This is a genomic window from Proteus columbae (genome assembly GCF_009914335.1).
GTDB lineage: Bacteria > Pseudomonadota > Gammaproteobacteria > Enterobacterales > Enterobacteriaceae > Proteus.
In genome coordinates, this window is the sequence record NZ_CP043925.1 from 861,541 (window position 1) to 887,845 (window position 26,305).

Annotated in this window: 21 protein-coding genes and 1 tRNA gene; 16 read left to right on the forward strand and 6 right to left on the reverse strand. The window is 37.3% G+C overall.

Annotated elements, in window-relative coordinates:
• Positions 1–129 precede the first annotated feature (129 nt).
• Complete coding sequence (btuF, locus tag F1325_RS03980; RefSeq protein ID WP_109371550.1) at positions 130–957, reverse strand: vitamin B12 ABC transporter substrate-binding protein BtuF; 828 nt, start codon at positions 955–957, stop codon at positions 130–132.
• Between the two features lie 104 nt (positions 958–1,061).
• On the reverse strand, positions 1,062–1,757 hold the full coding sequence (gene mtnN, locus F1325_RS03985; protein WP_109371548.1) for a 5'-methylthioadenosine/S-adenosylhomocysteine nucleosidase: 696 nt from the start codon (positions 1,755–1,757) through the stop codon (positions 1,062–1,064).
• A gap of 127 nt (positions 1,758–1,884) precedes the next feature.
• Between mtnN and dgt the strand changes: the two genes are divergently transcribed.
• From dgt to F1325_RS04005, 4 genes are all read left to right on the forward strand, one after another.
• Positions 1,885–3,393, forward strand: coding sequence for a dGTPase (dgt, locus tag F1325_RS03990; protein ID WP_109371546.1), 1,509 nt, complete (start codon positions 1,885–1,887; stop codon positions 3,391–3,393).
• Positions 3,394–3,781: 388 nt separating this feature from the next.
• The gene (gene rlmD / locus F1325_RS03995) at positions 3,782–5,107 is read left to right on the forward strand and encodes a 23S rRNA (uracil(1939)-C(5))-methyltransferase RlmD (protein WP_109371544.1); all 1,326 of its coding nucleotides are present in this window, start codon (positions 3,782–3,784) and stop codon (positions 5,105–5,107) included.
• Positions 5,108–5,178: 71 nt separating this feature from the next.
• Complete coding sequence (gene relA, locus F1325_RS04000; RefSeq protein ID WP_109371542.1) at positions 5,179–7,416, forward strand: GTP diphosphokinase; 2,238 nt, start codon at positions 5,179–5,181, stop codon at positions 7,414–7,416.
• Positions 7,417–7,565: 149 nt separating this feature from the next.
• A complete protein-coding gene (locus F1325_RS04005; RefSeq protein WP_109371540.1) occupies positions 7,566–7,904 on the forward strand; it encodes a colicin E1 family microcin immunity protein in 339 nt (112 codons plus the stop codon).
• A gap of 23 nt (positions 7,905–7,927) precedes the next feature.
• Here the strand turns inward: F1325_RS04005 and F1325_RS04010 are convergent, their stop codons facing one another.
• Positions 7,928–9,202: a colicin-like pore-forming protein gene (locus F1325_RS04010; protein WP_244313542.1), complete on the reverse strand. Its 1,275-nt coding sequence runs from the start codon at positions 9,200–9,202 to the stop codon at positions 7,928–7,930.
• Between the two features lie 273 nt (positions 9,203–9,475).
• On the opposite strand from F1325_RS04010, the gene mazG reads away from it, so the two are divergent.
• The 4 genes from mazG (at position 9,476) to F1325_RS04030 (ending at position 15,488) form a co-directional block, all read left to right on the forward strand.
• Positions 9,476–10,273, forward strand: coding sequence for a nucleoside triphosphate pyrophosphohydrolase (gene mazG / locus F1325_RS04015; RefSeq protein ID WP_160230025.1), 798 nt, complete (start codon positions 9,476–9,478; stop codon positions 10,271–10,273).
• 511 nt (positions 10,274–10,784) lie between these two features.
• Entirely contained in the window at positions 10,785–12,422 is a 1,638-nt protein-coding gene (gene pyrG, locus F1325_RS04020) for a glutamine hydrolyzing CTP synthase (protein WP_109371536.1), read from the forward strand.
• Between the two features lie 62 nt (positions 12,423–12,484).
• Entirely contained in the window at positions 12,485–13,786 is a 1,302-nt protein-coding gene (gene eno / locus F1325_RS04025; RefSeq protein ID WP_036911952.1) for a phosphopyruvate hydratase, read from the forward strand.
• Positions 13,787–14,105: 319 nt separating this feature from the next.
• Positions 14,106–15,488, forward strand: a complete 1,383-nt coding sequence (locus F1325_RS04030; protein WP_109371534.1) for an SLC13 family permease — start codon at positions 14,106–14,108, stop codon at positions 15,486–15,488.
• 166 nt (positions 15,489–15,654) lie between these two features.
• Here F1325_RS04030 and mltD read toward each other — a convergent pair whose 3' ends face one another.
• A complete protein-coding gene (gene mltD, locus F1325_RS04035) occupies positions 15,655–16,989 on the reverse strand; it encodes a murein transglycosylase D (protein ID WP_160230026.1) in 1,335 nt (444 codons plus the stop codon).
• A gap of 75 nt (positions 16,990–17,064) precedes the next feature.
• A complete protein-coding gene (gene gloB, locus F1325_RS04040; RefSeq protein WP_160230027.1) occupies positions 17,065–17,820 on the reverse strand; it encodes a hydroxyacylglutathione hydrolase in 756 nt (251 codons plus the stop codon).
• A gap of 38 nt (positions 17,821–17,858) precedes the next feature.
• On the opposite strand from gloB, the gene F1325_RS04045 reads away from it, so the two are divergent.
• Positions 17,859–18,575, forward strand: coding sequence for a methyltransferase domain-containing protein (locus F1325_RS04045; RefSeq protein WP_109371528.1), 717 nt, complete (start codon positions 17,859–17,861; stop codon positions 18,573–18,575).
• Between the two features lie 8 nt (positions 18,576–18,583).
• On the opposite strand, the gene rnhA is transcribed toward F1325_RS04045, so the two are convergent.
• Positions 18,584–19,066 (reverse strand): ribonuclease HI, encoded by a 483-nt coding sequence (gene rnhA, locus F1325_RS04050; RefSeq protein ID WP_023581088.1) that lies wholly within the window; start codon positions 19,064–19,066, stop codon positions 18,584–18,586.
• Positions 19,067–19,131: 65 nt separating this feature from the next.
• Here rnhA and dnaQ point away from each other — a divergent pair, with 65 nt between their 5' ends.
• From dnaQ to epd, 7 genes are all read left to right on the forward strand, one after another.
• Positions 19,132–19,884 carry a DNA polymerase III subunit epsilon gene (gene dnaQ / locus F1325_RS04055; RefSeq protein ID WP_109371526.1) on the forward strand — a complete coding sequence of 251 codons (753 nt, stop codon included), beginning with the start codon at positions 19,132–19,134 and terminating at the stop codon, positions 19,882–19,884.
• 123 nt (positions 19,885–20,007) lie between these two features.
• Positions 20,008–20,084, forward strand: a tRNA-Asp gene (locus F1325_RS04060).
• Positions 20,085–20,272: 188 nt separating this feature from the next.
• Positions 20,273–20,602, forward strand: a complete 330-nt coding sequence (locus F1325_RS04065; protein WP_109371524.1) for a hypothetical protein — start codon at positions 20,273–20,275, stop codon at positions 20,600–20,602.
• Positions 20,603–20,979: 377 nt separating this feature from the next.
• Positions 20,980–21,432 (forward strand): hypothetical protein, encoded by a 453-nt coding sequence (locus tag F1325_RS04070; RefSeq protein WP_109371522.1) that lies wholly within the window; start codon positions 20,980–20,982, stop codon positions 21,430–21,432.
• Positions 21,433–21,480: 48 nt separating this feature from the next.
• Positions 21,481–22,449 (forward strand): hypothetical protein, encoded by a 969-nt coding sequence (locus F1325_RS04075; protein ID WP_160230028.1) that lies wholly within the window; start codon positions 21,481–21,483, stop codon positions 22,447–22,449.
• A 515-nt stretch (positions 22,450–22,964) separates the two neighbouring features.
• Positions 22,965–24,959: a transketolase gene (gene tkt / locus F1325_RS04080; RefSeq protein WP_109371518.1), complete on the forward strand. Its 1,995-nt coding sequence runs from the start codon at positions 22,965–22,967 to the stop codon at positions 24,957–24,959.
• Between the two features lie 257 nt (positions 24,960–25,216).
• Positions 25,217–26,236, forward strand: coding sequence for an erythrose-4-phosphate dehydrogenase (gene epd, locus F1325_RS04085; RefSeq protein ID WP_075673402.1), 1,020 nt, complete (start codon positions 25,217–25,219; stop codon positions 26,234–26,236).
• The last annotated feature ends 69 nt before the right edge of the window (positions 26,237–26,305 follow it).

The following is a 26,305-nucleotide window of genomic DNA, read 5'->3' on the forward strand; positions in this document are numbered from 1 at the left end:
TACTAATGTATGCTCCGCTTACTGCGCGCTGTCTGCCTTGTTGCACTGCTTGCTTGCTCACGACTTTTGTCTGTTGGTTAAAATTTTTTTCTCTTCTTTATTCTTTCTGAGCTTATTTCATAAAATCACTCATTCATTATTAGCGATGGCTTCGCAGATTTGCTGTGCTGCATTAATAATACGTGGTGAAGAGCGACTAAAACTGTCTTCATCAATAGCAATAACTGGAACAGTAAGCTGGGGTTGCCAAAATGTTTGTACGGTAGGTATTTGCTCTGCTTTACCACTGAATATAATCAAATCAGGTCGCTTTGTAAGTACTTGCTCACGACTTACTTGAGGCCAAGTGACAGGGCTATTAGCAAAGATATTCTCCCCACCGCAAAGCGCTGTAATATGGCTCTGTAATGTGCGAGCTGATGTCGTAAATAAAGGTTGCATCCCAAACTGAATAAACACCTTTTTTTTAGGGTGATTCGATATATTTGATACATATTTTTGCTGTAACGCTCGATATTGCTGGCGCAATTGTTGGGCATTTTTTAATGCTATATCAGGATGATGGCTATAATTGGAAAGAGTAACGAGATCGTCTGCGATTTCTTCAATACTTTGTGGATCAGAATAAATGATAGAAATACCCAAAGCTTTTAATTGATCTAATGAACGTTGTGGATTACCGCCTTGCCATGCAATCACTAAATCAGGCTTTAATAATAGAATGCGCTCTATATTAATACCTTGCCAATTGGCAACTTGTTCAATATTTTTAGCATCCTCTGGATAATCAGAGTAAGCACTAACTCCGACAATATTATCACCCATACCTGCGGCATAAGCCATTTCAGTGGCAGATGGTGATAGTGTAATAACACGATCAGCAGGCGTGATAGCAATGGCGAACTTGAACCAAAATAATGAACAGAGTAATAACCAAAAATTGATAAATAAACGCATTACTTTTCCAATAGTAAAAAATACCCACCTGTTTTTTATCTTAGAATAAGTAAAAAATAAAGGCGGGGTATTGATAAAGCGATATTAGGATTATCTCGACTTAATTAGTCTTTTAATTTATCCAACATCGCTGTCACCATTAAGCTTGATTGTTCTGCAGCAACAGATAAAAACTCATCAAAACTTAAGTGCGATTCTTTATCTGCTACATCAGAAATAGCACGAACCACAACAAATGGTGTACCAAACTGATGGCAAACATGGCCAATCGCGGTCGATTCCATTTCTACGGCTGCAACATCTGGGAATGTGCGACGAATACGGGCTAAAGGTTCAGCGCCATTAATAAAGGCATCACCACTACAAATTAAACCGCGAACAGCATTTAATTTTAGCGATTCAATACATTCTTCTGCTATTTGAACAAGTTTGGGTTCAGCAATAAAAGCAGGAGGACATTGTGCCATTTGACCAGGTTCATAACCAAACGCAGTAACATCTGCATCGTGATAGCGAACTTCCGTTGAAACAACGATATCACCAACATTCAATCTTGAGTCTAAGCCACCCGCAGAGCCAGTATTGATAACGACATCAGGACGAAAATGCTCAAGTAATAATGTTGTACCAATCGCCGCTGCAACTTTACCAATACCTGATTTTAATAATGCAACATCAACACCGTTGATTGTGCCTGTATAGATTTCACAGCCGCCACGAGATAAGATTTGGCAATCTTCAATTTTCTCACGCAGAAGTGTGACTTCTTGCTCCATTGCACCTATTACGCCAACTCTCATTGTGTCATACTCACTTGTAGGTTAATAATAAATAGAAATTTAAATAGAGTTTAACATCTATCGGAAAAACACGATATAACACAAAGAATAGAGAATTCGTTTCATCGAAACCAGAAAGAGGACAGAAATGATCGATTTTAAGCTGAAGTTAAATTATCAACGCAAATATAACAGCAGTGATATCGATATTAACGATGAAATACAGGTTTCTCGTCAATTTGAAAGTGATCGTGGACGTATTATTAACTCAGCCGCTATTCGTCGTTTACAACAAAAAACGCAAGTATTTCCCCTAGAGCAAAATTCTGCTGTACGTAGCCGTCTTACTCATTCTCTTGAAGTTCAACAAATTGGGCGTTATATCGCTAAACAGATTATTGGCGAATTAAAGAAACAAAATAAGCTTGAAGAATATGGTTTAAGTGATCGTATTGATAGTTTAGAAAGCTTAATTGAAATGGCGTGCTTAATGCATGATATTGGTAACCCGCCTTTTGGACATTTTGGTGAAGCCGCGATTAAGCATTGGTTTCAAAAAGTATTATCACCAGAGGCGACAGCCGAATTCGATAGTTGTCCTTTTATTCCTATGCAGTATTCAGCTAAAGTGCAATTAAATGAATTGCGACAAACTTTACGCCAAGATTTATGTCAATTTGAAGGGAATGCTCAAGCTATTCGAATGGCGCATCATCTGCTTAAATTGAATTTAACCTATGCTCAAATAGGTTGTGTATTGAAATATACCCGTCCTGCTTATTGGCAAGGGGAAGTGCCTAAAGAATATAGCTATTTAATGAAAAAACCGGGGTATTACTGGTCTGAATTAGCATTCGTAAAAGAAGTGCAAGAAAAATTAGATATGGGTGAATTTTGTCGCTTTCCTCTCACTTATATTATGGAAGCGGCTGACGACATCTCTTATTGTATTGCGGATTTAGATGATGCGGTAGAAAAGGGGATTTTTGATATCAACCGCCTTGTTCACCTTTTACGAGATGCATGGCGTGAAAATGGTGATGTGATTGAAGGTGATTTATTCGATATTACTGTGAATCGTGCTTATAAAAAAGTCGATCAAAATGAAGCCAAACGCAGTATGCAAGACCAGTTTTTTATGTATTTACGAGTTTATATTACTGGAAAATTAGTGCCTTATACGGCGTACCGTTTTATAAAAAACCTTCCCCAAGTTTATGAAGGGAGCTTTAATCATGCCTTGCTTGAAGGAAATAGTGCGGAACATCGTTTATTAACGACATTAAAAAGTGTCGCTAAAAAATGGGTATTTAGCCATCCTGAAGTTGAAGAGCTTGAAATGAAAGGATATCGCGTGATCAGTGGATTACTTGATATCTATAAGCCCTTGCTTTTATTATCAACGGAAGATTTTTTAAGATTGCATAAATATAATGAACATCCTAAATATGTAATTGAGACGCGTTTATATCATAAGCTTTCTGTTAAGCATAAACTGGCTTATAACGAGATGTTAGAAAAGCTAGATGATATAAATTCTGAAAAAGGAAAAATGTTAGAGTTTTATTATCGTACAAGATTAATTCAAGATTATATCAGTGGAATGACCGATCATTATGCTTATGAAGAATATAGGAAATTAATGGTTTGTGATTAATTTATAATCATTAAGAGAAACGCTATCTAATTGATTGGTGATAATTTTTAGACTTTTCTTAGTGATAATAAAGATTTATTAAAATAACAGAAAATAGATGTTATTAATTGTAAATATATTCAATATAAAAGTTATATATAATATTTGTCAGTTATAGAACAATATAAAATCCATAAAACAAGTATCTTAGGTTGTGATCATTAAAAGTTTCTCATTTTAACAAAAATATTGCTTATATCAGTTAAGTAAATAACTTGTTCGATGTTATACTCTCCCCATGTTTTCTTCTGAAATGCATAGTCATTCATGTAACGCTGAAAAACATACAGCGTATTCTAAAACGATGTCATTTTACTGTTAATCCGTCATTGATACTTAATTTAATACTATGGTGCAGTTTTATTCCCCTAAAAAACGTCCTGTGAAAAAACAGGCAACAACTCTGGAAGTGACCGCCAGTGCATTGGATGCAAATGGTCAAGGTATTGCTCATGCTGAGGGCAAAACGATTTTTGTAAAAGGACTACTCCCACAAGAAACTGCTCGTATTCGTTTAACAGAAGAAAAGCGCCAGTTTGCTAAAGGCGAGGTTATTAAGCGTTTGACTACCAGCGAACAGCGTATAGCGCCTCATTGTGAATATTATGAGCGTTGTGGTGGTTGTCAGCAGCAGCATGTACCTATTGCGCTACAACGTACAACAAAAGCAGGTGTGTTATCGCACCTTATTAAGCGTGAAACGGGTGTGATTATTTCAGCCGAGCCTGTGATTGCGGGAGCTGAATATGGCTATCGCCGTAGAGCAAGATTGGGATTACGTTATCAACCAGAAAAAGGGTTGGTGATGGGCTTTCGCCAAGAGCGCTCTAATGATTTGGTCATGATAAAAAAATGCCCAGTATTAAAGCCACAGCTAAATGATTTATTGTCTCCTCTTTGGACATGCCTTAAAAATTTAACATCAGTATGTGATTTAGGGCATGTTGAAATGGTGCTCGCTGATAATGGGCCGCTGGTTATTTTACGCCATCTATCGCCATTGCCTGAGAGTGATAAACAGAGTTTGCGTGATTTCTCTCAAACTCATCAAGTTACGATGTATCTTGCAGGTAATAATAGCGAGATAGCACGATTAACTTCAATTGAGAAGGAACCCTTCTATCAAATAGAAGGTCTTAATTTACGTTTTGCACCCACTGATTTTATTCAAGTGAATGATGAAATAAATCCTAAGATGGTTGCTCAGGCTATTGAGTGGCTTGATTTATCGCCAGAAGATCGCGTGTTAGATCTGTTTTGTGGTATGGGGAATTTTACCTTACCTATCGCAAAACGCGTCAGTGAAGTGGTGGGTATAGAAGGTGTGCCCGCACTGGTTGACATGGCGAAAAAAAATGCAGAACTAAACCAATTAGGTAATGCGCATTTTTGGCATGCAGATTTATCGGCTGATTTTTCTGCGATGCCGTGGTCGAAAGAAGGGTTTAACAAAGTATTGTTAGATCCTGCAAGAGCAGGGGCTTTGGAGGTAATGTCACATATTGTGAAGTTATCCGCAGAAAAAATCGTGTATGTCTCCTGTAATCCGACCACGTTAGCCAGAGATAGTAAGATATTATTAGATTCTGGATATCAGCTTATCGGTTTAAAAATGTTGGATATGTTTCCACAAACGGGTCATCTGGAATCAATGGCACTGTTTAGTCGAAAATAAATTTAGTCGAAAATAAACAGTTAGCCAGTAAATAAGTCGCAAATAAGATTTATACCGTGTAGGGAGAGAATATGGTTGCAGTAAGAAGTGCTCACTTAACACCTGCAGGAGAGTTTGCTGTTGATAAATGGGTCAATAGCTTGAACTTAACCCATGTCAATGCGGGTAGTGAAATCATGCAAACCTGGGAATACTGCCATCGTACTGTTCAAGGGCGTGAAGATGCCGAACTGCTATTGTGGCGTGGCGTTGAAATGGTTGAGCTTCTTTCGACATTAAGCATGGACAAAGACAGCATGAGGGCAGCGCTTCTTTTCCCACTTGCTGAAGAAAATCTTATTGATCAGGAAATCATTACTGAACATTTTGGTGATGCGATTTGGAGCTTAGTACGTGGTGTAATGGAAATGGACGCCATACGCCAGTTAAAAGCAACGCATACCAATGAAACAAGTTCTGTTCAGGTGGATAATGTTCGCCGTATGTTGTTGTCTATGGTGGAAGATTTCCGTTGTGTGGTCATCAAACTTTCAGAGCGTATTGCCCATTTACGAGAAGTGAAAGATGCCACAGAAGATGAGCGCGTACTGGCTGCAAAAGAGTGTTTTAATATTTATGCACCATTAGCCAACCGATTGGGTATTGGGCAATTAAAATGGGAATTAGAAGATTTCTGTTTCCGTTATCTTCATCCTGATGAATACAAAAAAATAGCCAGCTTGCTTCATGAGCGTCGTATCGACCGCGAACAGTATATTGATAATTTTGTCAGTACAGTACGCGGTTATATGAAAGAAGAGAATGTTGATGTAGATATTTATGGTCGTCCCAAACATATCTATAGTATCTGGCGCAAAATGAAGAAAAAGAATCTTGCATTTGATGAGCTGTTTGATGTGAGAGCGGTGCGTATAGTTGTAGAACGTCTTCAAGATTGTTATGCCGCATTAGGTATTGTGCATACTCATTTCCGCCATTTACCAGATGAATTTGATGATTACGTTGCAAATCCAAAGCCAAATGGTTACCAATCTATTCATACCGTTGTTTTAGGGCCTGAAGGTAAAACGGTTGAAATTCAAATTCGTACTCGACAAATGCATGAAGATGCTGAATTGGGTGTGGCTGCGCACTGGAAATATAAAGAAGGTGCAACAGGCGCTGCGACGAAAGGTGGTACAGGCAGCTATGAAAACCGCATTGCATGGTTACGTAAACTGATTGCATGGCAAGAAGAGATGGCGGATTCTGGCGAAATGCTGGATGAAGTTCGTAGCCAAGTCTTTGATGACAGGGTTTATGTGTTTACGCCAAAAGGTGATGTGGTTGATTTACCTGCGGGTTCTACACCGCTTGATTTTGCATATCATATTCACAGTGATGTGGGGCACCGTTGCATTGGGGCAAAAATTGGCGGGCGTATTGTGCCATTTAGCTATCAATTACAGATGGGCGACCAGATTGAAGTTATTACGCAAAAACACCCAAATCCAAGTCGCGATTGGTTAAATCCTAACTTAGGTTATGTCACGACAAGCCGTGGACGGGCGAAAATTCACAATTGGTTCCGTAAGCAAGATCGCGATAAAAATATTCTTGCGGGGCGTCAGATCTTAGATAACGAATTGGCGCATATGGATATCAATATGAAAGAAGCAGAAAAACTGCTGATCGCACGTTATAACGTTCATAGTGTTGATGAAGTATTAGCAGGTATTGGTGTCGGTGATATTCGAATCAATCAGTTGGTAAACTTTATTCAAAGTCGATTGAATAAAGCCACCGCGGAAGATGAAGATAAAGAAGCACTGCGGACACTCGAAAACAAAACGCCAGCACCAAGAACCACTGGTTCGGGTGGAAGTATTGTTGTCGAAGGTGTAGGTAACTTAATGCACCATATTGCACGTTGTTGCCAGCCTATTCCGGGTGACAATATTGTCGGCTTTATTACTAAAGGTCGTGGTATTTCGATTCACCGTGCTGACTGTGAGCAACTTGCTGAATTACTTTCTCATGCACCAGAGCGTATTGTTGATGCGGTATGGGGAGAGAATTATTCCAGTGGTTATTCATTGGTAGTACGTGTTGTAGCGAATGATCGTAGTGGGTTATTACGCGATATAACGACAATTTTAGCGAATGAAAAAGTAAACGTACTGGGTGTGAGTAGCCGTAGTGATGTGAAGCAACAAATTGCGACAATTGATATGAATATTGAGATTTATAATCTCCAAGTATTAGGTCGTATTTTGGCAAAACTTAATCAGTTGCCTGATGTGATAGAGGCGAAACGCTTTTCTCACTAAAAGATGAAAATGATAAGATGCCGAGACAACTGTTCTCGGCATTTTTTTATCTAAAAATCAGAAAATTTGTATATTTAGTTAGTAATTTAATTGCTAGGATTTATTTAAAATAAATATGGTTTTAAATAAAAGGGATCTAACGGATAACGATGAAAATAACTAAAAAATACTATATTAATAATATGTGTTGGGGATGGTTTATTGGCGCTCTATTTTTATACTCTTGCTTAGAGTATGAGTTGAAGTATGAAAGTCTAATATTGTTAATTAGTATTTCTGGTATTGGATTATATCCGTTGGCTAAATGGGGGATTGAATATTTTTTTCTTCAATTTACTACTAGAGAATTTTGGAATCGAGGACTATTTTTAGATACAGCTGGTAAAGCTGGTGGTTTAGCTTTATATAGTTTCATCGTGTTTTTATTATCTATACCAATTACAATAATTTTTATATTATTTGTGTTAGTGAAAAGGTTGTTCCTCTAAATAAACAACCTTTAAAGTATTAATTAAATACCAATCAAATTATTGGCTTTTTCAATTAAGTCGTTATCAATCAATGCTCCAATACTTGCTATAAGCAATCCATATCCTAATACCCCTATGGGACCACCTAGAAGTACACTAAATGTAAATCCTGCTACAGATGTAGCCGCCATTCCTACAAATATAGTCTCTGCTTTAACAAAAAATGGACGCCAATTATCTGTTTCTGTTGCTTTTATTAACTCTATCGATAGATCTTTGACGTCAAGAGCTTTACTCACAAAAAACATACCTTTACTAAATTTTTTTAATTTTTGAGCAATATCATCGAGTTTGATCGATTCCAATGCAGTTGCAATAGCTTTACGATCTTTGGCATTAATTCTTCTATTGATATCCGCTTTGTATTTTTCGTAAGCTTTTAGCGCATCATCAACGTTACGGATGGTTTTTCCTCTGGCTTGTTGTGCTAAAGACTCCGCTAATTTCCTTGCTTTATCACCATAAGCATTAAACACTTCTTTATAAAAATCAGCAGTAAACTTTATTGAATCATGCAACTGCTTAAAATCATCGTTTGTTTGTTCTTTTTTATTTGCTTGTTGCGCTAAAATATCAGCAATTTGGAAATTACGACGTGTAAACGTCATATTCTTGTGGAAATTTTGGCATGCAGATTTAAAATCTTGTTCTCTGATATATTTTTGCATCTCAGGGAAATTATTTATATTGTCTGCACCTTTATCTGCATATAAGGCATGTAAAGCTAATCTAACTGAGGGTAACCAGCGGGAATATTCCCCAAATTTTTCACCTATATTTTGTAACATAGGGTCTGGATGAGGACTAAAATGAATATCAAAAAGAAAACCATTTATATAGTTCATTTTTTGGTAAAACATTCTACTTAGATTCAGGTCTGCTTCAAATATACGACCTATATTTTCATTATTTAATGGAATATTATTTTCTTCCATATTTAATAATAGCAATGGAGAACTTTCATTAAACTCGTTTGATCTATGCATTAAAGCACGGCCATAGGGTCGCATTCTTAATGCTTTTTTTAATGCTAATTCGGTTTTCTGTTTTAAGTAAGATTTACATTCATTTTTAAACTCAGGGCAATTTTTCTTTCCGCAAACAGGGCATTCTTGATTTTTATCCTGCATAAAAGTATTGCAAATTATATTTGTTGCTTGATTAAATGAGAAGTTATTATTAAACGCATATTCAGGAATATAACTGTTATGTGGTGTTACAGTGAGTGAACTAAATTGAATTACATTTAAACTCATTTTATTACTCCTTTGATAAACAGTTGTGTTTATAAATACGGATAAAAATGACGTATTTATATAGAGTTGAAAAATGGATTAGCTATAGTGAGGAGTATATTTGTAAATAATGAATTTATGGTTCTATTTAAAATGTTATTGTTCTTTCAAAAAAGTTATTTTTAAAATATAGGGCTTGAAATGATAAGATGCTGAGACAACTGTTCTCGGCATTTTTTTATCTAAAAATATGTTAAACAGGATAAAGCTAACTCTTATTTAAAAGGCAATGTGATGTCAGAAAATCGTGAAATCTTTCGTTTATTAGAAATTATGGCACAGCTACGTGATCCTAATACTGGATGTGAATGGGATAAAGTGCAGACTTTTGACACCATTGCACCTTATACATTAGAAGAAACCTATGAAGTATTAGATGCCATTACGCGCAAAGATTTTGCTGATTTAAAAGAAGAGTTAGGCGATTTACTTTATCAAGTCGTTTTTTATTCACGAATGGCACAAGAGCAAAATCTATTTGATTTTAATGATGTCTGCGAAGCCATTAGCAATAAATTAGAACGTCGCCATCCTCATATTTTTGTATCTGAAAGTGACAATAATTTCGCCACCGAAAATCACCGTTGGGAAAAGCTCAAAGCTCAAGAGCGTGAAGCCAAAGCTCTATTTTCATTGTTAGATGATATCCCTGTGTCATTGCCCGCTTTAATGAAAGCTGAAAAAATCCAAAAACGATGTGCTTCTGTGGGATTCGATTGGAATGAACTAGAGCCTGTTTTAGGTAAAGTTTATGAAGAAATTGATGAAGTGATGGCTGAAGTGAAAAAAGAGCCTCAAGATGCCTCTCGAATTGAAGATGAGTTAGGCGATTTACTGTTTTCTGTGGTGAATTTATCACGCCATTTAAAACAAAAACCTGAACAAGCACTCAATCGAGCATGCAGAAAATTTGAACAACGCTTTCGTTTTGTTGAAAAAACGCTCTCAGAAGAAGGTATAGGCATAGAAAATGCCTCATTGGAAGAGATGGAGATCTGTTGGCAGAAAGCAAAAGGACAACAGGTTGAGTGAATTGTGACACGCAAATTAACGCCAGCGTGACATAAAGTGCGATAAAAATAGTCTATAACATCTCGTTTTTTCAGCGATTTTTATAAAAGATTTTAAAAAGCGAAATTATAAAAGGTAATTTCGTTTTTTTGTTTTTGGGTGATTTAAAATCTTGTAGTTACATTTTATTGCATTAAAAATGTGATTAACCTCAAAAAAATTAAAAGCATGATCATAAGCAAAAGATCTCGCTATAAACCTGCTACACTTAATACCGTGAAAAAAATAAAGCATCTCTTCTTTAAAAGTGATATCTTAGCTGAAAGGATTAAGCTAAAATGCTTGAGAAATATTTTCACGGGTTTAGTTAATTGAATTTTTACTGTTTTTTCGTGTTTAAACGGATAAGTGGCGTGATGAAAAAGAACTTTATACTACTAAGAATGTTTGTAGCGAAAATAAGGTTCGGGTATACTGTGTTCCCGTCCAGTTATATCCATCATCCTAATACACCTAAACTTTCAGGTTCAGCATGAAAACGAATTATATTTTTGTGACCGGCGGGGTCGTATCCTCTCTGGGTAAAGGCATTGCCGCAGCCTCTCTGGCGGCTATACTCGAAGCCCGTGGACTCAATGTCACCATGATGAAGTTGGATCCGTATATCAACGTCGATCCAGGTACTATGAGCCCAATTCAGCACGGGGAAGTCTTCGTCACTGACGATGGTGCTGAAACTGATCTCGACTTAGGGCACTATGAGCGCTTTATTCGCACGAAAATGACTCGTCGTAATAACTTCACGACAGGTCGCGTATACTCTGAAGTATTACGTAAAGAGCGCCGTGGTGACTATCTTGGGGCTACAATTCAAGTTATTCCTCATATCACTAATGAAATCAAAGAACGTATTATCCGTGGCGGTGAAGGTCATGATGTTGTTTTAGTTGAAGTCGGCGGGACAGTTGGTGATATCGAATCTTTACCATTCTTAGAAGCGATTCGCCAAATGGCAGCAGAAGTGGGTCGTGAGCACACATTCTACCTGCATTTAACTTTGGTGCCTTATTTAGCTGCTTCTGGTGAAGTGAAAACCAAACCAACTCAGCATTCTGTAAAAGAGTTACTGTCGATCGGTATCCAGCCTGATGCGTTGATTTGCCGTTCAGACCGCGTTATTCCTGCGAACGAACGTGCCAAAATTGCACTGTTCTGTAATGTGCCAGAAAAAGCGGTTATTTCATTAAAAGACGTCGATTCCATTTATAAAATCCCTGCACTATTGAAATCACAGGGATTAGATGATTATATCTGTAAACGATTCAGCTTAGATTGCCCAGTTGCAAATCTTGCAGAGTGGGAACAAGTTATTTACGAAGAAGCTAATCCTGAAGGCGAAGTGACCATTGGTATGGTGGGTAAATATGTCGAATTACCAGACGCCTATAAATCAGTGATTGAAGCGTTAAAACATGGCGGTTTCAAAAGCCGTGTTGCAGTAAATATCAAATTGATTGATGCACAAGATGTTGAAACCCGTGGCGCTGATATGCTTAAAGGGTTAGATGCAATCTTAGTACCAGGCGGTTTTGGTGAACGTGGCGTTGAAGGCAAAATTATGGCCGCTCAATTTGCCCGTGAAAATAAAATCCCTTACTTGGGCATTTGCTTAGGTATGCAGGTTGCTATGATTGAGTTTGCTCGTAATGTTGCCAATATGGCAGATGCGAACTCCACTGAATTTGCACCAGATTGTAAATATCCAGTCATTGCGTTAATCACAGAATGGCGTGATGAAGACGGTAATGTCGAAGTGCGTTCAGAAGACAGTGATTTAGGTGGCACGATGCGCCTTGGTGCTCAGCCTTGCCATTTAAGTGGTGATAGCTTAGTACGTACTCTGTATGGCAAAAACACCATTACAGAACGCCATCGTCACCGTTATGAAGTGAATAATCTGCTATTAAAACGTATCGAAGATGCGGGTTTACGTATCGCAGGTCGTTCAGTAGATAACAAGCTGGTGGAAATTATTGAAAATCCAAACCACCCTTGGTTTGTTGCTTGTCAGTTCCACCCAGAGTTTACCTCAACGCCGCGTGACGGCCATCCGTTATTTGCAGGCTTTGTGAAAGCAGCCTTTGATAACCAAAAAGGTCTGCTGAAATAGGATATATGAGAAGAGATAGGGTATCTCTTCTCGGAAATTTAACTTGTACAGAGGAAAACCGAATGTCCAAAATCGTTAAAGTACTTGGTCGTGAAATTATTGATTCTCGTGGCAACCCAACAGTTGAAGCAGAAGTTCACTTAGAAGGTGGTTTTGTTGGTATGGCGGCTGCTCCATCAGGCGCATCAACAGGTTCTCGCGAAGCTTTAGAATTACGTGATGGTGATAAATCACGTTTCTTAGGTAAAGGTGTTCTGAAAGCGGTTGCTGCTGTTAATGGTCCAATCGCTAAAGCGATCCTTGGCCAGGATGCAAAAGACCAAGCTAACATCGATAAAATCATGATCGATTTAGACGGTACTGAAAACAAATCAAACTTTGGTGCAAACGCAATCCTAGCGGTTTCTTTAGCAAACGCAAAAGCGGCTGCTGCTGCGAAAGGTATGCCTTTGTACGAGCACATTTCTGATCTGAACGGTACTCACGGTCAATATTCTATGCCTCTGCCAATGATGAACATCATCAATGGTGGTGAGCACGCAGATAACAACGTTGATATCCAAGAATTCATGATCCAACCAGTTGGCGCACCGACTCTGAAAGAAGCAGTGCGTATGGGTTCAGAAATCTTCCATCACTTAGCAAAAGTGCTGAAAGCAAAAGGTATGAACACTGCAGTTGGTGACGAAGGTGGTTATGCACCAAACTTAGAATCTAACGCTGCTGCATTAGCTGCTATCAAAGAAGCAGTTGAGAAAGCAGGTTACGTTTTAGGTAAAGACGTTACTCTTGCTATGGACTGTGCAGCTTCTGAGTTCTACAACAATGAAACTGGTAACTACGAACTGAAAGGCGAAGGTAAAACCTTCACTTCACAAGAGTTCACTCATTACTTAGAAGAGCTGACTAAACAATACCCAATCGTTTCTATCGAAGATGGTTTAAACGAATCTGACTGGGATGGTTTCGCATACCAAACTAAAGTTCTTGGTGACAAAATCCAACTGGTTGGTGACGACCTGTTTGTAACTAACACTAAGATCCTGAAAGAAGGTATCGATAAAGGCATCGCTAACTCAATTCTGATCAAATTCAACCAAATCGGTTCACTGACAGAAACTTTAGCAGCAATCAAAATGGCGAAAGATGCTGGCTACACAGCAGTTATCTCTCACCGTTCTGGTGAAACTGAAGATGCAACTATCGCTGACTTAGCAGTGGGTACAGCAGCAGGCCAAATCAAAACGGGTTCAATGAGCCGTTCTGACCGTGTTGCTAAATACAACCAACTGATCCGTATCGAAGAAGCATTAGGTAATAAAGCGCCTTTCAACGGTCTGAAAGAAGTTAAAGGCCAAGCATAATCGCTTATTTGATTAGAAAATCTAATTGATTCTAAATGGGTAAACCTGATGTTTACCCATTTTTTTTGCCTAAATATAAAAAAAATAAAATTACCGCAGCCTTTAAACGATCAAAAAGTGTGATGCATAAGAGATAATAGTGTTCAATTATTACTCTTTTATTAATAAATTGGTTAATTCTCGTGGATGAGATCCCAATTATCGCTTTTGCGCATTTTCAATGGTGCGAAATGTTTTTATATTTCACATATAACCTATTTCGTTAACAATTCAAGCTTAGTGAACCTAATGTTCACATCAGTTAATGTGGAGTATTATCATGGACGCGTCCAATTTAGCCCCATCGGCAAAATCAAGCCCGATAAATAAGAGAGGGTTAATTATTCTAGCAATAGATGTTGTTTTGCTACTGCTATTGTTAGAGTTTTTACCTTATGATCCAAAGGCTAATGCTGGCCTAGCATTAATGGTATTTGTAGGGGTACTATGGCTAACTGAAGCTATTCATGTAACGATCACGGCATTATTCATTCCTATTTTAGCCGTTGTACTTGGGCTAATGAATACCAATGAGTCATTAAAATCATTTGCTAACCCTATCATTTTCTTGTTCTTTGGTGGATTTGCTTTAGCGACAGCACTTCATATTCAAGGGTTAGATCGCTTAATTGCTAACCGCTTACTAATGATTGCAAAAGGTAAACTTTCAGTCGCGGTATTACTGTTATTTGGCGTTACTGCATTACTCTCCATGTGGATCAGTAACACTGCAACAGCAGCAATGATGCTCCCTTTAGTCTTAGGTATTTTATCTAACTTAGATATTCGTTCAGAGCGTAATACTTTTGTATTCGTATTATTAGGTGTGGCTTATAGTGCCAGTATTGGTGGTTTAGGTACGTTGGTTGGTAGCCCACCAAATGCGATTGCCGCAGCTCAACTGAACTTAGATTTTATTACGTGGATGAAGTACGGTATTCCAATCATGTTGGTGCTATTGCCTATCATGTTTATTGTGATGTACCTGATGCTACGTCCTAACTTAAAACACAAATTTGACTTAAAACTAGAAGTGTTAGAGTGGAATAACAAACGTGTTATCACCATGATTATCTTCTTAGTTACCGTATTTTGCTGGATCTTCAGCTCTTTCATCAGCAGTGCTTTTGGTGGTGTAAAAGATTTAGATACAGTTATTGCTGTGAGCGCGGCCATTGTTATTGGTGTAACTGGTGTCGCAAGTTGGAGTCAAATACAAGAAAACACAGAGTGGGGCGTATTAATGCTGTTTGGTGGTGGTTTAACGCTGAGCGCAATTTTACAGTCTTCTGGTGCAAGTTTGGTTATGGCTGACTTTATGAAAGATACTTTCGGTAATAGCCATTGGTTTGTGATTATTCTTGCCGTGACCACCTTTATCATCGTATTAACTGAATTTACCAGTAACACAGCAAGTGCCGCATTGTTAGTGCCAATCTTTGCAACAGTAGCACAAGCATTAGGCATGCCTGTAATGGCGTTAACAATGATTATCGGTATCGGTGCATCTTGTGCATTTATGTTGCCTGTTGCAACCCCACCAAATGCGATTGTCTTTGGTTCAGGTTACATTAAACAAACTGAAATGGTACGTGTTGGTGGTGTACTAAACTTAGTGTGTATCTTTGTTATCTCTCTGTTTGCTTGGTTCTTCTGGCTGTAAGTGAATACGCTGAATTAATCAGGTAGAGTTAAAAAACAAGGCGCTTGATAAGTTAATATCAGGCGCTTTTTTTATTGGCAATAAAAAAGCCATCGACATTTATCACCAGTAAGGTATCAAACATATCGATGACTTTTAAAGAAGCATAAAACAGAGACGATATTAACTATTTAGTATAAAGCGTGAGTTGTGTACCCGGTTTTAACATCTTAATGTCGGCGTTCCAGCTCATTAATAATTTAAGATTAATGCCGTGACGGCGGGCAATACTGTAATAAGAGTCACCTTGGCGTACTTTATAGTAGCTTGGTGAAGGTTTTGTTGGTTTCGTTGTCGTGGTATTACTGACACTACCTGCATTATGAATTTTTAATGTTTGACCAACCAGTAATGTGCTCTTTGCATTCAATCCATTAATACGCTGTAAGTCTTTTACACTCATATTGTAGCGACGAGCAATGGCGTAAAACGAATCCCCTGAACGAACCTTATAAACGCCTTCTTGCTTAATAGATTGATTCGTTTTGGCAACAGCCAAGCGAATAGTTTCTAATACAGCTTCGTCTTCAAAAGCGTTGCGGAATTGGTCAAGCTTGTTGCGAGGCAACATAATGACATGAGGGCCATTCGGTGCGGTTATTCCACGCTTATAGCCGGGATTATAATCTTTTACTGTATTAATAGGTAACTGACTTAATTCAGCGACTTTATTTAACGTGATTTGCTCGCCGACATCAAATGAGGCTAACGCTTTATCTCGGTAGTTACTTTTGGGAAAAGTAATGGTTTCTTCGTTTTCACGAATAACTTTGCTCAATGCTAGAATTTTAGGAACATAATTCATGGTTTCTTTGGGTAAAGAAAGCGACCAATAGTCTGTTGGTAAGTTCTTACTTTCATTTGCCTTTATTGCTTGCATAACACGGCCTTCACCTGCGTTATAAGCAGCAAGGGCAAGTGCCCAATCACTATCAAACATCACATAAAGGCGCTCAAGTAAATCAAGGGCAGCTTTAGTTGATGCCATAACATCACGACGACCGTCATACCATTGGTTTTGTGCCAAACCATAGTAATTACCGGTTATCGGTACAAATTGCCATAAACCTGCGGCATTTGCAGAAGAGGTAACATGGGGATTAAACTCACTTTCAACGACAGGAACAAGTGCAAGTTCCATCGGTAATTCACGTTTTTCAATTTCATCAATAATCGAATACATATAAGGTTCAGCACGAGAAGCAACACTCTGTATATGTTTGGGATTATTTAAAAAATATAATTCTTGCTGCGAGATCCTTTCATTTTCAGGGAGGTCCATTTTCAATTCACTTACCACATAACCCCATAAATTGGTTTTTACATCATATTGAGGTTGGTGAGAAGTTGAAGTCCCTTTCGTTGATGTTGGTGTGATCGCAGACAAATTAGGTTTAATGTTCTTCGATTGCTGGCAACCCGCCAAGAGCAATATGGAGAACAAAATCGCTTTTGTCTTCATAATAGAAAAATTCATCCTGTGTGTTTTTTGAACCAAATAATACTTAGTGTGCCAAAATAAAACAACCAATAGAAATTAAAAGTTGTCTTTTAATTCTCTTAATTTTGTAAATGTCTTAATTGGCGCGTAAGTATTAGGGGTTATACCTAAAATCCTTTGTAAATCAATATCGTCAGATTTCAAAAAAAGATTAATATTCTTTTCGTTTTTTAGTGTTATTGGCACAGTAGGTTGCAAATTTTTACGCATTTCACTAACTTGGGCTAAATAATCGGTAATAAGTGCATTTTCTGGCATGATATGATGTGCAAAGGTCATGTTTGATAGGGTGTATTCATGAGCACAACAAATTAATGTGTTATCAGGTAAAGCTCTCAATCTTTGTAATGAACTAAACATTTGTTGTGCGGTACCTTCGAATAAACGACCACAACCACCAGAAAAAAGTGTATCGCCACAAAATAAATATGGTTCACAATAATAAGCAACATGACCTAATGTATGACCCGGTGTGCCAATCACATTAAAAGTGAAAGAGCCAACAATAATACGCTCTTGATTATGAATAATATTTTCGGCACCTTTATTTTGTGTTTCTTGTGGGCCAAAAACGTCAATGTTAGGATATTTTTTTACAAGTTCAGCAACTCCACCAACATGATCATCATGATGGTGGGTTAATAAAATCGCGATAGGTATTAGTGAGCGTTGAGAGAGCATTTCAATAACGGGCTCGGCTTGTGAAGGATCCACAATCACACATTCACTATTTTCATTACTTAATAGCCAAATGTAGTTATCGGATAAAGCAGGAATTCTGATAAGCTCCATATAAGTTACCTTACTTATAAAATATAAAGGGTTAAACGATGAAAGCAGCGCGTTCAGTAAAACCAATTACAATGCCGGATTCTTGGCGTGATATTCCTTGGGGGGAATATTATCGCATGGCGATTGAATTGCGTTTACAAAACTGGTGGCCGAAAATATATGGCTTTCATTTGCTAAAACTCGGTCAACTCAGTGCCGAGTTGGATACCAAATTAAGTATCGTTTCACATCAAGTCAATGTGACATCAAATGCAATAAATGCGGATGTTATCGCGTCTTTAGATTATCTACCCTTTGAAAATAAATCGGTTGATGTTTGCCTTATGGCTCATGTACTTGATTATAGTGCAGATCCTCATTGGCTATTAAGAGAAGCTGATCGTGTTTTAATTGATGATGGCTGGATAGTATTAACGAGCTTTAACCCTATTAGTTTATTAGGACTGGGTAAATGCACGCCTGTTTTACGACAAAAACAGCCTTATTCAAGTCGCATGTTTTCACTTCGACGCCAAATTGATTGGCTTAGTGTGCTAAATTACGAAGTGATGACACAACAGAATTTCCAGATTATGCCATGTTCAAGACCAATAAAACGTGATGGTAGCCGCTATCACACCGGTGGCTGTTTAAATTTAATTATTGCTCGTAAAAGAACGCTTCCTTTAACACCCACTGCATTGAAATTTGCATTGCCACGCATGAGTGTAAAAGGTCGAGTATTAGGTGCTACACGCAATCACTCAGAGCCATAAAATATAATTCATTGTGTTTTATCTTTCTGGCTTTCAATATAGCCAGTATCTTCTTGTGTAGGTGATTGAGCTGCCGTTTTTGCTAATTCATCACAACGTTCATTTTCATCATGACCTGCATGGCCTTTTACCCAATGCCATTCAATTTCATGACGAGTAATAGCACTATCTAAGCGTTTCCATAAATCGACATTAAGCACAGGGCTTTTGTCTGCTTTGCGCCATTGGCGCTTTTTCCAGCTATGGATCCACTGTGTGATACCTTGTCTGACATATTGGCTATCTGTTGTCAGTGTAATTTTACAAGGGAATTTTAATGTTTCTAATGCTACGATAGCGGCAAGAAGTTCCATTCGGTTATTGGTGGTCATAAAAAAACCTTCACTTAGGGTTTTTTCATGTTGTTGATAGCGTAAAATAGCGCCATAACCACCGGGGCCTGGGTTGCCTAAGCATGAACCATCGGTGAATATTTCTACCTGCTTGTGCATAAAGGCGACTTATCCTTTTTGATTAATACGAAAAACTAACCCTAAGTCTGACATAAAAACGGATTATGAGCACTCCAATCACACGACAAATTGTACTTGATACCGAAACCACCGGTATGAATAAGCTGGGCGTTCATTATGAAGGTCATAATATCATTGAAATTGGTGCCGTAGAGGTTATCAATCGTCGACTAACAGGGCGAAATTTCCATGTTTATATTAAGCCTGAAAGATTAGTTGATCCTGAAGCGTTTGAAGTTCACGGTATTAGTGATGAATTTTTAGAGGATTGTCCTTCTTTTGCTGATATTGCTGATGAATTTTTAGAATATATTCGTGGCGCAGAGCTGATTATTCATAACGCATCGTTCGATATCGGCTTTATGGATTATGAGTTTAGAAAGCTTAATCGTGATATTCCGCCTACCGAAACGTTCTGCCAAATTACCGATAGCCTTGCAATGGCAAGGGCATTATTCCCTGGTAAACGAAATAATCTTGATGCCTTATGTGATAGATACTTAATAGATAACTCTAAACGTACTCTTCATGGCGCGTTATTGGATGCTGAAATACTTTCTGATGTTTACTTGGCTATGACCGGTGGACAAACAGCATTGGCATTTTCAATGGAAGGCGAATCAAGTAACGAGCAAGAGCAAAATGATATTCAGCGTATCGAGCGCCCAGTTTCAGGCTTAAGAGTAATAAGAGCAACCGCAGATGAACTTGCTGAGCATGAGTCTCGATTAGATTTAGTTGAGAAGAAAGGCGGGCATTGTTTATGGCGTCCTGCACCAAATGATGAAACTGTTTGAATATAAAAAAAGCACAAAGAGTAAGTTGAGATTAAAAATTATCCAAATGCATCTTTTTGTTAGAAAAACAGTTGACGACAAGGCAAGAGATTCGTAATATTCACCTCGTCCGAAAGGATACGCGGAGCGGTAGTTCAGTTGGTTAGAATACCTGCCTGTCACGCAGGGGGTCGCGGGTTCGAGTCCCGTCCGTTCCGCCAACATTCCAAACCCCAGCATTTATGCTGGGGTTTTTGCATTTATAGCCTATCAAACTGTTCCTTTTATCAAACTAAACCACTTTGCTTATCTGTCTTAATCATGCTATTTCTTATCTTTATTTATAAGGATGGTTTGCTATTGATAAAAGACATCAAATCATACTCTTAGGTATATTTAGGATTCATTTATGAAGCAGGAATTTCGTTTACGTTTAAATACGCTATCCAAAGAACTCGATAACTTTTATTATCAGGAATTCGAAACTGAACAAGCCGAATACAGTAAAAATAAAGAGATAAAACAAGCGATTGTTCAATTTATTCTTGAAATAAAAAAATATGATGAGCAAGCATTAATTGATAAAGCGTTAACCCTTATATTTCATAATACAGGTTGTCATATTGATTGCGAAATTCTAGATGAAATTATGCTTCCTGTTATTGAACAAAATATTATCACACCAGAATTGATTGATAAAAATCTGAGAGAGAATTCACCTATGGGGCGTTGGTGCTGATCCTAAGGAGAAATAGTGACATTTTATAAGTTTGGTTTTATTGCTAATACACAAGGTACACTTATTGATGTAAAAGAGATGAAAAATCGGTTGATTAGTTATTTCCAAAAAATTTGTTGATCTTTGTTCGTTACATAGGCTGAATATCGAATTTATAACGGCTCATTAATATTCTTATTTTAAGGAAAGTAATGGAATTTGTTTAATAGAAAATACGTTTTCTTACCAACTTACTGGAATGTTGTTTGATAACAAATTGATTGTTGCTAATTTAGTCTTTGAAGATGATCTTTTTTATCATTACACATATTTTGAAAATCAGTATATTACTGTGACTGTTGATAGAATTGATGTTGAGTTTATTGAGCCGATTAATCATGATTTTTTTTGACGAAATACGACACAAAATAGAGAGCTCCGCTTTTTTTTCTAATATGGGAAAAGCGGATTTACAGGCTGATAATGTGATTTTATTTTCAGATCTGGAGAGTTTATTGCTCTCTGAGTTGGATTTTATATGGTTACCTACCTCACCAACTCAAGATGATCCTTTTTATACAAAGCAAACCCTACCTAAAGCATTAATAGAACAACGTATAAAGATAACGCGTTGTGTGATGGATAGCGTGAAAAATATCCCGTGTACTCCATTTAAATATGATGCCCATGATTTCAATATTGCAGCTAAAAATGCGATTAGTTACGCATTTCGGCAATACTTATCAGAAAAATACTTTTCCCTTGGAGACAACTGGGAAAATATTGTTAATATCTACTATCAAGGATATTGGCCAATAGGGATCTACCATAATAAAGTAATAACTATTTAAATTTGCTGGTTTTTTTAAGGTTTTATAATAACGTAAGGACGTAGAGAAATGGATATCACTAAAATTTATCAATATAAATTAAGAAAATTATTTAATCCAAGAGTGCTTCCTTTTGAACATGATATTTTATTTTTACAGACTTGGGAGGGTGAATTGGATGAAATTATTTCAGTAAAACTAAAAAATAAATCAGCTCTTTATCTTTCGTGGTGGAATGAGCTTTTTAATTCAAAAAAAATAGATGAGATTATTAGCGATGAACCTTATGATCAAAATTATTATCAATTTTTTTCTTTTCTGAGGATATTACCTAATTTATTGTCTATAAATAGAACTGAAAACTTTTATAATAAAAATTTATTTTCAAGCTATATTGTTTCGCAATTAAAATCCGATCTTTCTTTTTTAGGTAAAGAAAAAGAGAATACCTATAAAACCGAACTTATTAATTATTTATTCTATGATATGGGATTTGCTGATTATTTTATTGTTGAAGATAATAAGCTCTACTTTCGTTATTCTAGTGATGAAGTGATAAAAGTTGACGAGCTAATTAATGCAACTTATGATCTTGTATTAAAATACAGTAATGAAAAATATCATGATGATTTTAATATAATTAAAAAACAACAAATAGAGATCGTTAATTTTCTTCTAGAGAAAGATGAAAACTTTATTTTTACACTAGAAGATCAATGTTTAATTTATTTATCACCTGAAAAATTTATCAAAACGTATAAAAATGATACGGATAAAATATTTAAAATATTAGCTAGTTTCTTAAGTAAAGATCAAGCAGCACTCAATGTCTTTGTGTCTAAAATGATCATCATGAATTATAATTATTATATTTTAAAAAACAATCCCAATGAAATTTTGAAATTAAAAGCTTTTTGTAGAAGAGATAATTTAAAATTTTTTCTATTATTGAAATCAATTATTGATTTGCATTTTTTTGTCAGAAAAGAAGATTTTAAGGAATTACACTTAGAATATTACTTATCTAAAATTAATTAAAAATAAGTAGAATATATAAATAAGTTATTTTTATAAAAGGGGTAACAACTGTGTTACGCGATGTTTTCCTTTTATTTATATATGATGTAAATAGGATTTTTATTACTGAATCAGTGAATTATCTGCTTTTTATCTTTTTAAAATTTGTATAATTCTACTTCCTGATAACAAGTCCAGTCAGTTATTAGGCTATAATTAACACAAATACGGTATTTATTTGATTTGATGGATAATTCAGCAATGAAATTTTATCTTGATTAGTCATATCAAGCTAGGGTTTAATAGCACGCTTCTCAATTGCGCAAATTATTGTCTCTTTTACTTTTTGTTGCGCAACAATGCGGTGGTGTAATGTTATTTTCCGCTTTGATTGTAAAAAATGCTGTGCAAATCAAAGAATTATTGCTTTATGCTAATTACGATAGCCACCTTTGTGGATTTTTTATATTGCGGTTTTTTGCCCGCATTGAGAGAATCAGCTATCTAGATGCTTTTTATCCGACTTGGAGTAGAAAATGACCACTCGTAAAACCCTTGCTAATGCGATCCGTTTTTTAAGTATGGATGCTGTGCAAAAAGCGAAATCAGGACACCCTGGCGCCCCTATGGGTATGGCTGATATTGCAGAAGTATTATGGCGTGATTTTTTAAATCATAACCCAACTAACCCTAACTGGGCTGATCGTGACCGCTTCGTTTTATCTAATGGTCATGCTTCAATGCTGATTTACAGTTTACTGCACCTGTCTGGTTATGAAGTTTCTTTAGATGATCTGAAAAACTTCCGTCAATTGCATTCTAAAACACCAGGTCACCCAGAATATGGTTATACCCCAGGTGTTGAAACAACAACGGGTCCTTTAGGTCAAGGTATTGCAAACGCAGTGGGTTTTGCTATTGCAGAACGTACATTAGCGGCTCAATTTAACCGTCCTGGTCATGACATTGTTGACCATTACACCTACGCCTTTATGGGTGATGGTTGTATGATGGAAGGTATCTCCCACGAAGCGTGTTCTTTAGCGGGAACATTACAATTAGGTAAACTGATTGCATTCTATGATGACAATGGCATCTCTATTGATGGTCAAGTGCATGGTTGGTTTACTGATAACACAGCAGAACGTTTCGACGCTTATGGCTGGCATGTAATCAGTGGTATTGATGGCCACGATGCAGCAAGCATTAAAGCAGCTGTTGAAGCAGCAAAACAAATCACTGACAAACCTTCACTGCTGATATGTAAAACCACTATCGGTTTTGGTTCTCCTCATAAAGCAGGTACTGCTGATTCTCACGGTTCTCCATTAGGTGATGCAGAAATCGCTGAAACACGTAAAGCGTTAGGCTGGGAATACGGCGCATTCGAAATTCCACAAGAAATTTATAAAGAGTGGGATGCGAAAGAAGCGGGTAAAGCAAAAGAAGCTGCATGGGATGCTAAATTTGCTGCATACGCAGCACAATTCCCTGAATTAGCGGCTGAATTCAAACGCCGTGTTTCTGGTGAATTACCAGCAAACTGGGAAAAAGATTCCAAAGCATTTATTGAAAATCTGCAACAAAACCCTTCAAGCATTGCAAGCCGTAAAGCGTCTCAAAATGCATTAGAAGCATTCGGTAAAGTATTACCAGAATTCATGGGCGGTTCTGCGGACTTAGCACCAAGTAACCTGACTATGTGGTCTGGTTCTAAAGCGCTGAACGAAGACAAAGCGGGTAACTACATCCATTACGGTGTACGTGAATTCGGTATGTCTGCAATCATGAACGGTATTGCACTACATGGCGGTTTTGTTCCTTACGGTGCTACCTTCCTGATGTTTATGGAATATGCACGTAATGCTGTACGTATGGCTGCACTGATGAAGATCCGCAGTATCTTTGTTTATACTCATGACTCTATCGGTCTGGGTGAAGATGGTCCAACTCACCAACCTGTTGAGCAAATGGCAAGCCTGCGTGTAACTCCAAACGTGAGCACATGGCGTCCATGTGACCAAGTTGAATCAGCTGTTGCATGGAAATATGCAATTGATCGTAAAGATGGTCCAACAGCTCTGATCTTCTCTCGTCAAAACCTTGCACAACAACCACGTACTCCAGAGCAACTGGCAAATATCGAGAAGGGTGGTTACATCCTGAAAGATTGCGCTGGTACTCCAGAATTAATCTTTATTGCCACAGGTTCTGAAGTTGAATTAGCGGTTAGCGCTTATGAACAACTGACAGCTGAAGGCCGTAAAGTACGTGTTGTTTCTATGCCAGCAACAGATGCATTTGATAAACAAGATGCAGATTACCGTGAGGCAGTATTACCAGCATCAGTGAAAGCGCGTGTTGCTATCGAAGCAGGTATTGCTGACTACTGGTTCAAGTATGTTGGTTTAGATGGTGCGATTGTAGGTATGCGTAGCTTCGGTGAATCTGCACCTGCAAATGAGTTATTTGAAGAGTTTGGTTTTACTGTTGAAAATGTGGTTACACAGGCAAAATCTTTACTTAAATAATCAATAAATGTTAACAAGAGCACATTTTTGGGAAGAATTTCTCAGATGTGCTCTTTTTTTATCCTTCCATCTTTGTTTACTATTGCGATCTTCTCTCATTTCTCGTAATCTGACTATCAGTAAGCTGAACCGTTTCAGTTAATCCTAAAATGTCGATGACTGCACAATTTCTAGATTTACTTGATTTATCGTTGTTGATTAGTATCTTGCTCTATTATTCTAAGCGGTTGCAAATCACGAGTTATCAAGGAAGTCACATGACAATCAGAGTCGCTATTAACGGTTTTGGTCGTATAGGGCGTAATGTGTTAAGAGCGCTTTATGAATCAGGTAAACGAGCTGAAATAACAGTTGTTGCAATAAATGAATTGGCTGATGCACAAGGTATTGGGCATCTTCTCAAGTATGACTCCAGCCACGGACGTTTTGCTTGGGATGTACGAATTAATAACGATTTATTGCAAGTGGGTGATGATACTATTCGTTTATTTCATCACGCTGATATTACTGATTTACCTTGGGGTGAACTTGGTATTGATGTCGTACTTGATTGTAGTGGTGCTTACGGCTCACGAGCTGATGGCGAAGCGCATATTGCACAAGGCGCAAAGAAAGTACTTTTTTCTCATCCTGGTACAACGGATTTAGATGCAACTGTCGTTTTTGGTGTGAATCAACACGAACTTAAAAAAGAGCACCGAATTGTTTCAAACGCATCTTGTACAACAAATTGCATTATTCCCATCATTAAAATGATGGATGACGCGTTTAATATAGAGTCAGGAACAGTAACAACAATCCATGCAGCCATGAACGATCAACCTGTGATTGATGCATACCATAAGGATTTACGCCGTACTCGAGCAGCAGGACAATCTATTATTCCTGTTGATACGAAATTGGCGGCAGGAATTACTCGAATTTTCCCGAAATTTAAGGATCATTTTGAGGCAATTTCTGTACGAGTTCCTACAATTAATGTGACGGCAATTGATTTAAGTGTCACTGTAAAAACTGCTGTAAATGTGTTAGATGTCAATCGGTTAATTCAAAAATCAGCAACTGGCGCATTTCGTGGTATAGTGGATTACACAGAATTGCCATTAGTCTCAACTGATTTTAACCACGACCCTCATAGTGCAATCGTTGATGGCACACAAACAAGAGTCAGTGGGCAACACCTGATCAAGACTTTAGTCTGGTGTGATAATGAATGGGGCTTTGCTAACAGAATGCTTGATACAACGTTAGCAATGGCTGCAACTGGTTTTAAATAATCATGTTTTAATGACGGTGTTGCGTAATAATACAAGGCACTGAACAGAAGATTACTAAATTTTAGAGAA

Excerpts from the sequence above, each read along its gene's own strand:
- dgt (WP_109371546.1), top strand. The coding sequence starts at position 1,885 with ATGATCGATTTTAAGCTGAAGTTAAATTATCAACGCAAATATAACAGC.
- mltD (WP_160230026.1), bottom strand. The coding sequence starts at position 16,989 with ATGAAGACAAAAGCGATTTTGTTCTCCATATTGCTCTTGGCGGGTTGC.
- rnhA (WP_023581088.1), bottom strand. The coding sequence starts at position 19,066 with ATGCACAAGCAGGTAGAAATATTCACCGATGGTTCATGCTTAGGCAAC.
- pyrG (WP_109371536.1), top strand. The coding sequence starts at position 10,785 with ATGAAAACGAATTATATTTTTGTGACCGGCGGGGTCGTATCCTCTCTG.
- F1325_RS04045 (WP_109371528.1), top strand. The coding sequence starts at position 17,859 with ATGAAAGCAGCGCGTTCAGTAAAACCAATTACAATGCCGGATTCTTGG.
- rlmD (WP_109371544.1), top strand. The coding sequence starts at position 3,782 with ATGGTGCAGTTTTATTCCCCTAAAAAACGTCCTGTGAAAAAACAGGCA.
- gloB (WP_160230027.1), bottom strand. The coding sequence starts at position 17,820 with ATGGAGCTTATCAGAATTCCTGCTTTATCCGATAACTACATTTGGCTA.
- relA (WP_109371542.1), top strand. The coding sequence starts at position 5,179 with ATGGTTGCAGTAAGAAGTGCTCACTTAACACCTGCAGGAGAGTTTGCT.
- F1325_RS04030 (WP_109371534.1), top strand. The coding sequence starts at position 14,106 with ATGGACGCGTCCAATTTAGCCCCATCGGCAAAATCAAGCCCGATAAAT.
- btuF (WP_109371550.1), bottom strand. The coding sequence starts at position 957 with ATGCGTTTATTTATCAATTTTTGGTTATTACTCTGTTCATTATTTTGG.
- eno (WP_036911952.1), top strand. The coding sequence starts at position 12,485 with ATGTCCAAAATCGTTAAAGTACTTGGTCGTGAAATTATTGATTCTCGT.
- dnaQ (WP_109371526.1), top strand. The coding sequence starts at position 19,132 with ATGAGCACTCCAATCACACGACAAATTGTACTTGATACCGAAACCACC.
- F1325_RS04005 (WP_109371540.1), top strand. The coding sequence starts at position 7,566 with ATGAAAATAACTAAAAAATACTATATTAATAATATGTGTTGGGGATGG.
- F1325_RS04075 (WP_160230028.1), top strand. The coding sequence starts at position 21,481 with ATGGATATCACTAAAATTTATCAATATAAATTAAGAAAATTATTTAAT.
- epd (WP_075673402.1), top strand. The coding sequence starts at position 25,217 with ATGACAATCAGAGTCGCTATTAACGGTTTTGGTCGTATAGGGCGTAAT.
- mazG (WP_160230025.1), top strand. The coding sequence starts at position 9,476 with ATGTCAGAAAATCGTGAAATCTTTCGTTTATTAGAAATTATGGCACAG.
- F1325_RS04065 (WP_109371524.1), top strand. The coding sequence starts at position 20,273 with ATGAAGCAGGAATTTCGTTTACGTTTAAATACGCTATCCAAAGAACTC.
- F1325_RS04010 (WP_244313542.1), bottom strand. The coding sequence starts at position 9,202 with ATGAGTTTAAATGTAATTCAATTTAGTTCACTCACTGTAACACCACAT.
- mtnN (WP_109371548.1), bottom strand. The coding sequence starts at position 1,757 with ATGAGAGTTGGCGTAATAGGTGCAATGGAGCAAGAAGTCACACTTCTG.
- tkt (WP_109371518.1), top strand. The coding sequence starts at position 22,965 with ATGACCACTCGTAAAACCCTTGCTAATGCGATCCGTTTTTTAAGTATG.
- F1325_RS04070 (WP_109371522.1), top strand. The coding sequence starts at position 20,980 with ATGATTTTTTTTGACGAAATACGACACAAAATAGAGAGCTCCGCTTTT.